Origin of the sequence: Roseateles sp. NT4 (genome assembly GCF_051857475.1) — a bacterium.
In the GTDB taxonomy this organism is placed as follows: Bacteria; Pseudomonadota; Gammaproteobacteria; order Burkholderiales; family Burkholderiaceae_C; genus Pelomonas.
Genome location: NZ_JBPZGZ010000003.1, coordinates 424,486 through 437,593, shown reverse-complemented (window position 1 = coordinate 437,593; position 13,108 = coordinate 424,486). Strand labels below are relative to the sequence as shown.

The window sequence follows — 13,108 nt, the reverse complement described above, 5'->3', positions numbered from 1 at the left end:
TGTCAGGCGCTGAACTTCAGCGCCTGGCCGGACTGTTCGCTCGCGCACCGGGAGAGGCGCGCCAGGAACTCCTGACCTTCGCGGTCCACCCACTGCGAGCCGTCCCACTTGAAGTGGTAGCCGCCCGAGCGCGCCGCCAGCCAGAGCTCCTGCAGCGGCGGCTGGGTGTTCAGCACGATCTTGCTGCCACCCGGCAAGCTGAGCTCCAGCAGGCCGCCGGTGCGGTGCGTGTCGATGTCCACCACATCGGCCTCGAGCCAGGCATCGATCTGCTCCTCGATACTGGCGAGCAGGGCATAGGCCTTGGCGTGGTAATCGGCGTCGGACAGGGACATAAACTGGGCGGATGAAGAAGACTGCCGTCAGTTTAGGTGCCCTGCTGATCACCCTTGTTGCCCTCATGGGTTGTGGGCAGAAAGGGCCGCTGACCTTGCCCAAGCCGGCGGATGCCGCGTCGGCGCCCGCATCCGCTCCGTCGCGTTAAGCCCGACCCTCTTCCACCGCGTGGCAGGCCACGCGCACGCCCTTGATCTCCAGCAGCGCCGGCCGCTCGGCCTTGCAGCGCACATTGGCCAGCGGGCAGCGCGGATGGAAGCTGCAGCCGCTGGGCGGATTCAGCGGATTGGGCACCTCGCCCTGCACCGGCGTGCGGGCGCGGCCCGTCATGTGGATGTCGGGAATCGCGTCCAGCAGCATGCGCGTGTAGGGATGGCGCGGGCGCGCAAACAGCTCGACCTTGTCAGACACCTCGACGAGACGGCCGAGGTACATGACGCCGACCTGGTCGGCCACATGACGCACGACGGCCAGGTTGTGCGAGATGAAGAGATAGGTCAGCCCCTGCTGGCGCTGCAGATCCTTCATGATGTTGAGGACCTGAGCCTGCACCGACACGTCCAGGGCCGAGGTCGGCTCGTCGCAGACCAGGAACTCGGGCTGGGTCGCAAGCGCCCGCGCAATGGAGATGCGCTGGCGCTGGCCGCCGGAAAACTGGTGCGGAAACTTTTCGGCGTCCGCCGGGTTCAGACCCACCGAGCTGAGCAGTTCGGCCACACGTACGCGTGCCTCGGCGTTGTCGCGCAGCAGGCCATGCTCACGCAGCGGCTCGGCGACGATGTCCAGCACCTTCCAGCGCGGATTCAGCGAGGCATAGGGATCCTGGAAGATCATCTGCATGCGCCGGCGCAGCTTGGACGCCCCGGAGCCGGCCAGCGTCTTGGCAATGTCTTCACCGTCGAAGCGCACCGCGCCGCGTGTCGCGCCATACAGGCCGACGAGCAGGCGCGCGACCGTGCTCTTGCCACAGCCGCTTTCGCCGACCAGGGCGAGCGTCTTGCCGCGTTCGATGCTGAAGGACACACCGTCCACCGCATGCACAAAGGCCTTGGGCTTGCCTTCGACGACGCGGTTCAGCCAAGGCGGCGAGACGTCAAAGATCTTGGCGAGATCCTGGACCTCGACGAGGGGCGCGCTCATTGCGGAGCCTCCACGGTGACGGGGCGCCAGCAGGCGGCGCTCGTGGCACCGACCTCGGCCAGCTCGGGCCGCTCGCTGCGGCAGCGGTCGAAGACACGCGGACAGCGCGGGTTGAAGGCACAACCGGGCGGGATGGCGGTCAGACGAGGCATGGCGCCGTCGATCTGCAGCAGGCGCTCGCGGTCCTCGTCCATGGCCGGGATGGAGCCCATCAGGCCGACCGTGTAGGGATGGGCCGGGCGGTGGATGACGTCGGCCACCGGGCCGATCTCGGCGACACGGCCGGCGTACATCACGGCGACGCGGTCGCAGGTCTCGGCGATGACGCCCATGTCGTGGGTGACCAGCATGACAGCCGCGCCCTGCTCGCGACAGACCTTCTTCAGCAGCGCAATGATCTGCGCCTGGATGGACACGTCCAGTGCCGTGGTCGGCTCGTCGGCGACGATGAGCTTGGGATTGGCAGCCAAGGCCAGCGCAATGACGACGCGCTGGCGCATGCCGCCCGAGAACTGGTGCGGGAAGTGGTCGACGCGCGCCTCGGGCGCCGGAATGCCTGTCGATGCGAGCAGCTCGATAGCGCGGGCGCGCGCCTGCGATGCGGTCAGGTCGAGGTGGGTCGTGATCGTCTCGGTCAGCTGGTGGCCGACGGTGTAGAGCGGGTTCAGCGAGGTCAGCGGGTCCTGGAAGACGGCGCCGATCTCCTTGCCGCGGATGCGGCGCATCTGCGCGTACGGCAGGTTATCGATGCGCCGGCCGGACAGCTTGATCTCGCCGGCAGCAATGCGCCCCGGCGGATCGAGCAGGCCGATGATGGCGGCACCCGTCAGCGACTTGCCGGCACCGGATTCGCCGACGACGCCGAGGATCTCGCCCGGCGCGATGGAAAAGGAGATGTCATCCAGCGCCAGCAGCGTGCCGCGGCGGGTCGGGAACTCCACCCGCAGGTGGCTGACTTCGAGCAGAGGTGCAGTCATCGCAGGCGGGGATTCAGGGCGTCGCGCAGCCAGTCGCCGAGCAGGTTCACGCTGAGGGTGATCAGCACCAGGGTCAGGCTGGGCCAGGCGGTGATCCACCACTCGCCCGAGAACAGATAGTCGTTGCCGTTGCGGATCAGCGTGCCCAGGGAGGGGCTGGTGGCCGGTACACCGACGCCGAGGAAGGACAGGGTCGCCTCGGTGATGATGGCGGAGGCAATCTGGATGGTGGCCAGCACCAGCACGGGGCCCAGCACATTGGGCAGCACATGGCGACGCATGATGCGCAGCGAGCCGACGCCGATGACGCGGGCCGCCTGAACGTATTCCTTGTTGCGCTCCACCAGCGTCGAGCCACGCACGGTGCGGGCGTATTGCACCCAGCCCGTCAGCGCGATGGCCAGCACCAGCACGACGAAGGCCAGCATGTCGGGCGCGTGCGGGAACAGGCTGCGCCCGATGCCGCTGATCATCAGCGCGACCAGGATGGACGGGAAGGACAGCATCACATCGCACAGGCGCATGATGAAGGCATCGATGCGGCCGCCGACGAAGCCGGCCAGCAGGCCGAGGCTGACACCGATCAGGATGGACAGCAGCACCGAGGCGATGCCCACCAGCAGCGAGATGCGCGCGCCATACATCAGGGCCGACAGGATGTCGCGGCCCTGACCATCGGTGCCGAGGCTGTACTTGGATTCGCCGCCTTCGACCCAGGCCGGCGGCTTCAGCGAATCGAGCAGCTCCAGCGTCGCAAGATCAAAGGGGTTGTGGGGTGCCACGAATTCGGCGAGCAGCGCACAGACCAGACAGGTCAACGCGATGGCGGCGGCCAGCATCGCAACCGGCGAAGTCCGGAAGGAATACCAGACGTCGCCGTCGAAGAAACCGCGCAGGGCCGAGGCCGAAGCGGTGGGTTTGGGATCGGCGTCAACGGCCATGGTCAGTGGGCCTTCCCTTCGACACGCAGGCGCGGGTCGACGGCGAAATACAGCAAATCCACGCCGAGGTTGATGACGACGAAGATCAGCGAGATCAGGCAGAGATAGGCCGCCATGACAGGGATGTCGGCGAACTGCACGGCCTGGATGAAGAGCAGGCCCATGCCGGGCCACTGGAAGACCTGCTCGGTGATGATGGCAAACGCGATCAGCGAGCCGAGCTGCAGGCCGGTGATGGTGATGACGGGTACCAGCGTGTTCTTCAGCGCATGGCCGAAATAGACGCTGCGGTTGCTCAGGCCGCGGGCGCGGGCAAAGCGGATGTAGTCGGTGCGCAGCACCTCCAGCATCTCGGCGCGCACCAGGCGCATGATGAGCGTCAGCTGGAAGGCCGACAGCGTGAATGCCGGCAGGATGAGGTGCAGCAGGCCGTCCCGCGTCAGCAGGCCCGAGGTCCACGAGCCGAGGGCGACCACGTCACCGCGACCGAAGCTCGGCAGCCATTTGAGCTCGACGGCGAAGACCCAGATCAGCACGATGCCGATGACGAAATTGGGCAGGCTGACGCCAAACAGGGTGCCCGTCATCAACAACTGGGCGCTCGCCTTGCCGCGTCGCAACGCGGCAAAGACGCCCAGGGGAATGCCCAGCCCGAGAGCAATCAGGCCGGCCACAAGGGCGAGTTCCAGCGTTGCCGGAAAGCGTTCGACGATGAGGCTGGAGACCTTGCGACCCTGGCGCAAGCTGATGCCGAACTCGCCCTGAGCGGCATTGATGGCAAAGCGGGCGAATTGCACCGGAAAGGGCTGATCCAGGCCCAGGTCCTTGCGCAGCGCCACGCGCTGTTCTTCCGTCGCGTCCTGGCCCAGCAGATTGGTGACCGGGTCGCCCACGTACTGGAACAGCATGAAGGCGATGAAGGCCACCGTCAGCATGACGACGAGAGCCTGGACCAGACGGCGAAGGATGAATACCAGCATGAGGACTTCTGAACGGGCGCGTCGTCTGTGCCGCGCGAAGGCGGGATCATGTCTAAGCGCAAAGGCCTCAGCCCCCCGGGGAAGCCCTAGCTGAGGCACCAATGAAAACGGGCCGCTGTCGCGGCCCGTCGGCAGGATGCGAGCGGGGACCGGCCCCGCAAAGCATCAGAAGCGGTGACGCAGGCCCACCATGGCGCCGCCACGCTTGCTGGCACCGTTCAGGAACAGAACTTCACCCTTCAGCTTGGTGTAGTCCGCTTCCAGGTAGGCGTCCGTGCGCTTGGAGAAGGCGTAGTCCAGAACAACCGCGAAGAAGTCAGCCTTCGACTTGGTGTTGGCGTCCGTCGAGAAGCCCAGCGCGTTGCGGAAAGGCACGGCCAGGTTCTGGATGGTGCCGTAGTGGGTCTGCTCGGTCAGCCAGGCGTTGGCGCCGATGTTGAGCTGCGGGGTCAGCTGATACGTCGCACCGAACATGATCATCGTGCGCTTCTTGATGTCGGCCGAGTCGGTGTTGAAGATGTTGGCGCCCAGGATGCCGCTGGTGTAAGCGCCACGGGTCGTCAACGCGATATTGGCCAGCGAGCCTGCGCCTGCGGAGGCCGCAAAAGCTGCCGCGCTGGTCTGGTTCAGCAGCGTGAAGGGGTTCTCAAACTTGTTCTCGCCCCACGAGGCGTGCACATACAGCGGACCGTCGGTGTAGGACGCGCCCAGCACCGTGGCCTTGATCTTCTTGCCGGTCTGCTCGGTGGCCTGCAGGTAGGCGCCACCCGCGCCGAACTTGCCGTCGTTGTAGCGAACCAGGCCGCCAATGGTCTTGTTCGGTTGCGCAGCTGCGGCACCGGACTGGCCTTCGCCAGCGCTCACCTGACCTTCGATGAAGACGTTGCCGAACTGGGCCAGGTACTTGACCATATTGTCCTGACGAGCCGTCATGGACATGCCGATTTCGGGCTTGTAAGCCTCGATATAGGGCGAGTAGCGGAAGGAAGCGAAGGTCGACGTGTAGACGTCGAACAGGATGTTGTACTGGCGACCGAGGCGGATCTGGCCGAGGTCAGCAGATTGCAGGCCCACCCAGGCCTGGCGCCAGAAGTCGGTGGCCGACGAAGGAGCGCCCGTGTCCGAATTCAGGCGGTGCTCCATGTTCACCAGGGCCTTGAGCCCGCCACCCATGTCTTCCGTGACATTGATACCCAGACGGCTCTGCGACATGCCACCAGGGATCAGTTGCTTGTTGGCGACGCCCGGATTGGCATTGCTGGTGTAACGCGCAGCAGCGTCCACGATGCCATACAGGGTCACGCTGGACTGGGCCCAAGCGGAAGAAGTGCAAGCGGCCAGGGCGGCGACTGCCAGAGTGGCTTTTTTCATCAAGGTTGTCTCCTGCGAAGAAAAGTGAACCTTTTCATTCTCAGCGAAGCGCCCTGCCATAACGCCGCGGCTGTTGTTGATTACCCACAGCAATTCCCCTGTCTCCCACGGGACAAATTAACGGCCAAAAGAAAAGCCGCCCGAAGGCGGCTTGGCTGATTCGCAGCGGCCCGCAGGCCGCGTGGGATCAGAAGCTGTGGCGGACGCCGACGTCGTAGCCGGTCGACTTTTGACCGTTGGCCGTGGCGGCAGGTGCGCCACCCAGAGCGAAGCGGGTCGTACCGTCGTTCTTGAGCTGGGCGAACGTCGTGTACAGCGCGGTACGCTTGGACAGGTTGTAGATGTAGCCGAGGGCGAACAGCTTGGGCGTGCCGACCGTGGCGAAGCCGACTTCGCCGCTGGTCTTGGCTTGGCTGTAGGAACCCCACAGCTGGCCTTGGCCCAGAGGAGCCGTCAGCGAAGCCGTCAGGACCTTCTGCTTGCGCGCCAGGTACTTGGACTCGGTGTACGACAGCGACGGGCGGACCACGCCGAAGTCGTAAGCGCCGCCGATAGAGGCCAGCTTGAACTTGTCGCTGTCAGCGGCATTGGACGTGCTGGCGTAGGCGCCCGACACGTGCAGGGGACCCTGCTTGAAGCCCAGACGGACCGACTGGCCCTTGTTGGTGCCCACGCCTTCACCGGCCGACACGTCGACGCCGCCGTAGAAGCCGCCGATGTTGTTCGGCAGGGAGTAAGACGCGAGGTTGTCGGCGCGACCGAAGGAGGTGCCGTTGCCGCTGCCCAGGTTGCTGTACAGCACGCTGACGCTGCCCAGACCGGTGAATGCGGACGGGTCGAAGTCTTCGATGTGCAGGCGCGAGACGGTCTTGTTGCGGCCCAGGCGCACTTCACCGAAGTCGCCGGACAGGCTCACCGTGGCGCGACGGCCCCAAAAGGCGCTGCCGCCGCCGGCCACGCCGGTGTCGACATCCACCTGGGATTCCAGCCAGAAGCCAGCCTTCAGGCCGCCACCGAGGTCTTCAGTGCCGCGCACGCCGAAACGGCTGGTGTTCAAGCCACTGGAGTCCAGCTTCTTCATCGCGAGGCCGCCGGTCTTGACGTACTTCACGTCGGCATCGAGGACGCCGAACAGAGTGACAGACGATTGCGCGACGGCTGCGCCGCCAGTCAGGCCCAGAACGGCCAGGGCAATCAGAGCTTTTTTCATTCAATACTCCTAGGTATTCATCCGAGCCGGGGCTGGGACAGCGCAGCGACTCACCTCCTGTGAGGAAGTGGGCGTATTCCACCAGAGCTTGGGGGCCCTCGGGAATTCACGGATATGAAATTATGTGTTGCCGTTGCTGGACCACAACGTCACCCCTAGTTCACGAATTCTTCATAGCAACACTGCTTAACTGAATGCATCCGCCTGCAAGCACTCTTCATCCGCGCCAACTCAGTTTCAGTGACCGCTGGCTCAGCGCGCTGGATTCCGGCCTGCGCACCGTCTTTGCACCCACCCGCGCCGCGCGCCCGTCGCCGGCGGCGGGCGTTGATGCGCCAAGCCTGAGCCCCGAGCAGATGCGCGAGGCCGGAGCCCTGATGCGCGTCAACCATGTCGGCGAAATCTGCGCCCAGGCCCTGTACCAGTCGCAAGCCCTGTTCAGCCGCAGCGACGACCTGCGTCAGCACTTCGAGACCGCCGCGGAGGAGGAACTCGACCATCTCGCCTGGACGGCCGATCGCATCGCCGAACTTGGCACGCACACCAGCCATCTGGCCCCGCTGTGGTGGGCAGGCGCCTTCGCCTGGGGCAGCCTCGCTGGGCTTGCGGGCGACAAATGGAGCCTGGGTTTCGTCGTCGAGACCGAGCGCCAGGTCGAAGCCCATCTGGCCTCGCATCTGGACCTGCTTCCCGCAGAAGACGAAGCGTCGCGGGCCATCGTCGACCAGATGAAGCGCGAAGAAGCCGAGCATGCCGAAGCCGCCCTCGCGGCCGGGGCCCTGCCACTGCCGGCGCCCATCCAGGATCTGATGCGGGCAGCGGCCAAGGTCATGACGACCGTGGCTCACCGCGTCTGATCAGACCCGGCTCAGACTTCAGCGATCTCGAAGGAGGTGCTGATAGCCGAGGTCTTGGCCAGCATGGCGGTCGCGGAACAGTATTTCTCGTGCGACAACGCCACGGCGCGCTCGACGATCTCTGACTTCAGCCCCTTGCCGCTGACGACAAAGTGGAAATGGATGGCCGTGAAGACCTTGGGATCGCTGGTGGCCCGCTCGGCCTTCAGCGTCACCTTGCAGCCGCGCACATCATGGCGGCCACGCTTGAGGATGAGCACCACGTCATAGGCGGTGCAGCCGCCGGTGCCTGCCAGCACCGTTTCCATCGGCCGCGGCGCCAGGTTGCGCCCGCCCCCGTCGGGGGCCCCATCCATGGACAGCACATGACCGCTGCCGGTCTCGGCAACGAAGCTCATGCCACTCGGGCCCTCGGGACCCAGCCAACTGACCGTGCATTCCATGCTCATCTAGAGTCAAAGCTCCAATTCGTTCACGAAAAATATTGCAGCGCAGCATAACTCGGCGCTAAACTGCCACCCAAGCGAAAACGTTTTCGCACCGATTGTCTCCTCCACCGCCTCCATGGTGGATTCAACCCGAGCTTGCAAGAGCTCGGGTTTTTTTTCGCCGAAGGCAGACAGCGGCGCCGCATGAGGGGTCTCCCCTATCATGCGGCGCCGCAACAAGACTGTTTGGAGACCCGATGAGCTCGCCTTCGCGACGCCGCCCGTCCGCCGCCAAGGTGACGCCCCAGGTGCCCGCGATGCTGCCGCCCGGCAGCAGCTATCTGCAGCGAATTCTGAACGCCCGGGTCTACGACGTCGCCCGCGAGACCCACCTCCACGCCGCCGCCAAGCTGTCCAAGCGCCTGTCCAACAAGGTCTGGCTCAAGCGTGAGGACGAGCAGGACGTCTTCAGCTTCAAGCTGCGCGGCGCCTACAACAAGATGGCGCATCTGTCGGCCGAGCAGCGCGCCGCCGGCGTCATCTGCGCCTCGGCCGGCAATCATGCCCAGGGCGTGGCGCTTTCCGCCAAGAAGCTGGGCTGCCGCGCCGTCATCGTGATGCCGGTGACCACGCCCCAGGTCAAGGTCGACGCCGTGCGCGGCCATGGTGGCGAGGTCGTGCTGTTCGGTGAGAGCTTCACCGACGCCTACGGCCACGCCAAGGAGTTGGAAAGTGCGCAGGGCCTGACCTTCGTCCATCCCTTCGACGACCCCGACGTCATCGCCGGCCAGGGCACCATCGCCATGGAGCTGCTGCGCCAGCATCCCGGCCCCATCGATGCCATCTTCGTCGCCATCGGCGGCGGCGGCCTCATCTCGGGCGTCGCGGCCTATGTGAAGGCCTTGCGCCCCGAGATCAAGATCATCGGCGTGCAGACCACCGACTCCGACGCCATGCTGCGCTCGGTCAAGGCCGGCAAGCGCGTCACGCTGACCGACGTCGGCCTGTTCGCCGACGGTACGGCCGTCAAGCTGGTCGGCGAGGAGACCTTCCGCATCGCCCGCGAGCTGGTGGACGACTACATCGTTGTCGACACCGACGCCGTCTGCGCCGCCATCAAGGACGTCTTCGAGGACACCCGCTCCATCCTGGAACCCTCCGGCGCCATGAGCGTCGCCGCCGTCAAGCAGTACGCCGCCAGAACCGGTGCCAAAGGCCAGACGCTGATCGCCATCACCTGCGGCGCCAACATGAACTTCGACCGCCTGCGCTTCGTCGCCGAGCGGGCCGAGGTCGGCGAGCAGCGCGAAGCCCTGTTCGCCGTCACCATCCCCGAGGCGCGCGGCAGCTTCAAGCGCTTCTGCGAGCTGCTCGGCCCGCGCAGCGTCACGGAGTTCAACTACCGCATCGCCGATTCGGACGTCGCCCACATCTTCGTCGGCATCGCCATCTCCAAGCCCGACGAGGCCGCCAAACTGGCCCGCACCTTCACGAAGGCCGGCTTCGAGACCCTGGACCTGACCAACGACGAACTGGCGAAGCAGCATGTCCGCCACATGGTGGGCGGCCGCAGCGAGCTGGCCCGGCATGAGCGCCTCTACCGCTTCATCTTCCCCGAGCGGCCGGGCGCGCTGATGCGCTTCCTGTCCAGCATGCACCCGGACTGGAACATCAGCCTCTTCCATTACCGCAACCAGGGCGCCGACTACGGCCGCATCCTCGTCGGCATCCAGGTTCCCAAGGGTGACGCGGGCGCGTTGCGCGAGTTTCTCGACGGTCTGAACTACCCCTTCGAAGACGAAACCTCCAATCCGGTCTACCGCTTGTTCCTCGGTTGAGTTGAAATGCGGGGTCTGACAACGCCTGCGCCATGACCGTTGCCCAACAGTCGCTGATCTCCCCCACCGCCAATCCCGAGCTGGAAAAAGCCCTGCGCGACCGCGTCGACCGGCGCTCGGCCATCGCCGGCGGCCTCGGTGAACTGGAACCGCTGGCCGTGCGCCTCGGGCTCGTGCAAAACAGCCTGACGCCGCGCTTCCGCGACCCGGTACTCGGCCTGTTCGCGTCCGACCATGGCATCGTGGTCGACGGCGTCGGCGCCCAATGGGGTCGCCCCACCAAGGACCAGATCCAGATGGCCCTGCACGCCCAGCTGCCGGTGTCGGTCTTTGCCCGGCTGCAAGGCCTGCACCTGACCGTCGTCGACTGCGGCGTGGCCGAGAACCTGCCGCCGCACGCCCGCCTGCTGGCGCGCAAGGTGGCCCACAGCACGCGCAACGCCCGCACCGCCAACGCCATGAGCGTCGAGCAGGCCCACGCCGGCGTACGCGTCGGCATGGAGATCGCCGACAACCTGCCCGGCAACGTGCTGGCCTGCGCGGGCATGGGCCAGGGCTCGTCCGAATGTGCCGCCCTCATCCTGGCGCGACTCTCAGAGCAATCGGTACGCGACTTCATCGTCTCCGGCCCGACCATGCGCCAGGACGACCTGGTTCATCTGCTGGACGTGCTGCAAGGTGCCCTGGCCCGCCACCGCGAGGCCAAGGAACCCATGGACATCCTCGCGGCCTTCGGCGGCCACGAGATTGCCGTCATGGTCGGCGCCATGCTGGTAGCCGCCAGCAAGCGCAGCCTCATCATCGTGGACGGCATCGCCGCCTGCGCGGCCCTCAAGCTCGCATCATTGATCTGCGCCCCGGTGACGGACTACGCGGTGTTCTGCCGCAGCCATGTGCACCGCGGCCTGGACGAAGCCCTCTCGCTGTTCCACGCCTCCGCGCTGCTGGAACTCGGCATGGACAGCGCCGACGGCACCGGTGCGGCGCTGGCCTGGCCCATGATCCGCGCGGCGGCGGCCCTGCTGACCGACCTGCATGAGGTCGCCGAAGCGCGCGTCGCATCGCGTCCCGAACCCGGCACTCACGTGCCGACGCTGGGCGCCTGAAATCGGCTCAGCGCTGCAGGTCCTCGCCGCGCGCCTGTGACGACGGTTGCGCCGGCGGCGCACCGTAGACCGAAGGCATGGTGGCCTGCACCGGCGGCGGCACATTGGCGCGCAGCGGCACGCCCGGCGCACTGTTGGGCGGAGGATTCGGATTGCCGCCCAGCACCACCGGTGAGGGCGCTGCCGGCGCCAGGGCGCCCGTGGCCGCGGCCGCCGGTGGAGCGATCTGCAGCGTCTGGCTGGGCGCCTGGCCCAGGCGGCCCAGGCTGGCGCTGCGTGCATCCACCCTCAACAGCAGCAACTCGCCATCGACCGGGGCGCCGACGCGCACCGTGCGCGCCACGCCATCCACCTCGATCAGCGCCACCCCCTCGCCGGCCTCGGCCGCCTTGGCGTTCTTGGGCGCAACCACACCCAGCAGACGCAGCCGCGTGGAAGCTGGCGCCTCAGGCTCGGGCGTCGCTTCCGCCGCCGTCACGCCGAGCAGGCGGCCCAGGTCGACCGAGCCGCCGCGCGACTCGCCGGCCGACAGCACCGAAGCCGGCATGGGCAAGGGCTTGGCAAGCAACTGCAGGCTCCAATAAGCCACCGAGCCGCCCAGCAGCAGCCACACCGTAAACGACATCGTTCGAGCAAGCATGGCCCATTATGATGGCCCGCTCACCGCTGCCCAGCGCTCCCACGCTCCCAGACATGCGCCGTTCCTCTCTTGCCCGCGGCTTCACGCTGATCGAACTGCTGGTCGTGCTCGTCATCATCGGCGTGCTCGCGGCCCTCGTCGTGCCCAATGTGCTGGATCGCGCCGACGATGCACGCGTCACCGCCGCCCGCACCGACGTCAACATGCTGATGCAGCAGCTCAAGGTCTACAAGCTCGACAACCAGCGCTATCCGAGTTCTGAACAGGGCCTGGACGCCCTCGTGCACAAGCCCACCGCCGGTACGCCGCCGTCGAATTGGAAGCCCTATCTCGACAAGCTCCCCAACGACCCCTGGGGCCACCCCTACCAATACGCCAACCCCGGCGTGAAGGGCGAGATCGATGTCTACAGCTTTGGCGCCGACGGCCGCCCCGGCGGCGAGGGTCGTGACGCCGACATTGGCTCCTGGCAATAAGCCGCGCCGTACGGCCCGCGGCTTCACACTGATAGAGCTGCTGGTTGTCGTTGCGCTGATTGCCATCACCAGCGCCACCATCACGGCAGCGCTGCGCGATCCGATGGAGTTGCAGCTGCAACGCGAGGCCCAGCGCCTGGCCGCCTTGCTGGAGACGGCGCGTGCCGAAAGCCGCGCCTCCGGCCTGGCCGTGCGCTGGATTCCCAAGGGCATCAAGACCGGCGACGACTTCCGCTTCGAAGGCCTGCCGCGCACCATCCAGCTGCCCACGCGCTGGCTGGGCGAGCCCGTCGCCGTGACCATCGAGAACGCGACCGCCGCCAATCCTGGCCTGAGCCTCGGACCCGAGCCCCTCATCCCGGCCCAGCGCCTGCGCCTGCAACTCGGCAGCCAGCACCTGGTGCTGGCGACCGACGGTCTCGCCGCCTTCGACGTCGTCACCCCCCCATGAAGCAAGAACGCGGCTTCACGCTGATCGAGGTCCTCGTCGCCCTCGTCATCGTCGCCATTGCGCTGGGCGCCGGCATCAAGGCCGCCGGATCCCTGGGCAACAACGCCGAGCGTCTCGCCCTGGTCAGCGCGGGCCAGTGGTGCGCCGAGAACCTGCTGACCGAGCTGCGCCTGACCCAGCAATTCCCGGACATCGGCGAATCGCCCTTCGGCTGCGAACAGCTCGGTCGCGCCTACACCGGCAAGCTCAAGGTCAGCCCCACGCCCAACCCGCTGTTCCGCCGCGTCGATGCCGACGTCGTCGACGACCAGGGCCGACCGGTACTCACCCTCTCCACCATCATGGGGAAGTTCTGAT

Annotated in this window: 16 protein-coding genes; 7 read left to right on the top strand and 9 right to left on the bottom strand. The window is 66.5% G+C overall.

Annotated features, from left to right (window positions below; all coding sequences use genetic code 11):
* Window positions 1-2: 2 nt before the first annotated feature.
* Entirely contained in the window at window positions 3-335 is a 333-nt protein-coding gene (gene cyaY, locus ACS5PN_RS20930) for an iron donor protein CyaY (RefSeq protein WP_439465947.1), read from the bottom strand.
* A gap of 11 nt (window positions 336-346) precedes the next feature.
* On the opposite strand from cyaY, the gene lptM reads away from it, so the two are divergent.
* Window positions 347-484, top strand: coding sequence for an LPS translocon maturation chaperone LptM (gene lptM / locus ACS5PN_RS20925; protein ID WP_439465946.1), 138 nt, complete (start codon window positions 347-349; stop codon window positions 482-484).
* On the opposite strand, the gene ACS5PN_RS20920 is transcribed toward lptM, so the two are convergent.
* The 6 genes from ACS5PN_RS20920 to ACS5PN_RS20895 form a co-directional block, all read right to left on the bottom strand.
* Window positions 481-1,476 carry an ABC transporter ATP-binding protein gene (locus ACS5PN_RS20920; protein ID WP_439465945.1) on the bottom strand — a complete coding sequence of 332 codons (996 nt, stop codon included), beginning with the start codon at window positions 1,474-1,476 and terminating at the stop codon, window positions 481-483. The two genes, lptM and ACS5PN_RS20920, sit on opposite strands and share 4 nt — an antisense overlap.
* A complete protein-coding gene (locus tag ACS5PN_RS20915; RefSeq protein WP_439465944.1) occupies window positions 1,473-2,453 on the bottom strand; it encodes an ABC transporter ATP-binding protein in 981 nt (326 codons plus the stop codon). The genes ACS5PN_RS20920 and ACS5PN_RS20915 overlap by 4 nt, the downstream gene beginning before the upstream one ends.
* Window positions 2,450-3,394 carry an ABC transporter permease gene (locus ACS5PN_RS20910; protein WP_439465943.1) on the bottom strand — a complete coding sequence of 315 codons (945 nt, stop codon included), beginning with the start codon at window positions 3,392-3,394 and terminating at the stop codon, window positions 2,450-2,452. The genes ACS5PN_RS20915 and ACS5PN_RS20910 overlap by 4 nt, the downstream gene beginning before the upstream one ends.
* Window positions 3,395-3,396: 2 nt before the next feature.
* Window positions 3,397-4,374 carry an ABC transporter permease gene (locus ACS5PN_RS20905; RefSeq protein ID WP_439465942.1) on the bottom strand — a complete coding sequence of 326 codons (978 nt, stop codon included), beginning with the start codon at window positions 4,372-4,374 and terminating at the stop codon, window positions 3,397-3,399.
* Window positions 4,375-4,539: 165 nt separating this feature from the next.
* The gene (locus tag ACS5PN_RS20900; RefSeq protein ID WP_439465941.1) at window positions 4,540-5,745 is read right to left on the bottom strand and encodes a porin; all 1,206 of its coding nucleotides are present in this window, start codon (window positions 5,743-5,745) and stop codon (window positions 4,540-4,542) included.
* 187 nt (window positions 5,746-5,932) lie between these two features.
* Window positions 5,933-6,955: a porin gene (locus ACS5PN_RS20895; RefSeq protein ID WP_439465940.1), complete on the bottom strand. Its 1,023-nt coding sequence runs from the start codon at window positions 6,953-6,955 to the stop codon at window positions 5,933-5,935.
* 194 nt (window positions 6,956-7,149) lie between these two features.
* Between ACS5PN_RS20895 and coq7 the strand changes: the two genes are divergently transcribed.
* A complete protein-coding gene (gene coq7 / locus ACS5PN_RS20890; protein WP_439465939.1) occupies window positions 7,150-7,812 on the top strand; it encodes a 2-polyprenyl-3-methyl-6-methoxy-1,4-benzoquinone monooxygenase in 663 nt (220 codons plus the stop codon).
* Window positions 7,813-7,823: 11 nt separating this feature from the next.
* Here the strand turns inward: coq7 and ACS5PN_RS20885 are convergent, their stop codons facing one another.
* Window positions 7,824-8,255 (bottom strand): OsmC family protein, encoded by a 432-nt coding sequence (locus ACS5PN_RS20885; RefSeq protein ID WP_439466385.1) that lies wholly within the window; start codon window positions 8,253-8,255, stop codon window positions 7,824-7,826.
* Between the two features lie 242 nt (window positions 8,256-8,497).
* Here ACS5PN_RS20885 and ilvA point away from each other — a divergent pair, with 242 nt between their 5' ends.
* Entirely contained in the window at window positions 8,498-10,078 is a 1,581-nt protein-coding gene (ilvA, locus tag ACS5PN_RS20880; RefSeq protein WP_439465938.1) for a threonine ammonia-lyase, biosynthetic, read from the top strand.
* 32 nt (window positions 10,079-10,110) lie between these two features.
* Window positions 10,111-11,184: a nicotinate-nucleotide--dimethylbenzimidazole phosphoribosyltransferase gene (locus ACS5PN_RS20875; RefSeq protein WP_439465937.1), complete on the top strand. Its 1,074-nt coding sequence runs from the start codon at window positions 10,111-10,113 to the stop codon at window positions 11,182-11,184.
* 7 nt (window positions 11,185-11,191) lie between these two features.
* Here the strand turns inward: ACS5PN_RS20875 and ACS5PN_RS20870 are convergent, their stop codons facing one another.
* On the bottom strand, window positions 11,192-11,824 hold the full coding sequence (locus tag ACS5PN_RS20870) for a hypothetical protein (RefSeq protein WP_439465936.1): 633 nt from the start codon (window positions 11,822-11,824) through the stop codon (window positions 11,192-11,194).
* 53 nt (window positions 11,825-11,877) lie between these two features.
* Here ACS5PN_RS20870 and gspG point away from each other — a divergent pair, with 53 nt between their 5' ends.
* Genes gspG through gspI form a run of 3 tightly spaced genes read left to right on the top strand, consistent with a single transcriptional unit; the run spans window position 11,878 to window position 13,107 of the window.
* On the top strand, window positions 11,878-12,300 hold the full coding sequence (gene gspG, locus ACS5PN_RS20865) for a type II secretion system major pseudopilin GspG (RefSeq protein ID WP_439465935.1): 423 nt from the start codon (window positions 11,878-11,880) through the stop codon (window positions 12,298-12,300).
* Window positions 12,272-12,751, top strand: a complete 480-nt coding sequence (locus ACS5PN_RS20860; RefSeq protein ID WP_439465934.1) for a pilus assembly FimT family protein — start codon at window positions 12,272-12,274, stop codon at window positions 12,749-12,751. The genes gspG and ACS5PN_RS20860 overlap by 29 nt, the downstream gene beginning before the upstream one ends.
* Entirely contained in the window at window positions 12,748-13,107 is a 360-nt protein-coding gene (gene gspI / locus ACS5PN_RS20855) for a type II secretion system minor pseudopilin GspI (RefSeq protein WP_439465933.1), read from the top strand. The genes ACS5PN_RS20860 and gspI overlap by 4 nt, the downstream gene beginning before the upstream one ends.
* The last annotated feature ends 1 nt before the right edge of the window (window position 13,108 follow it).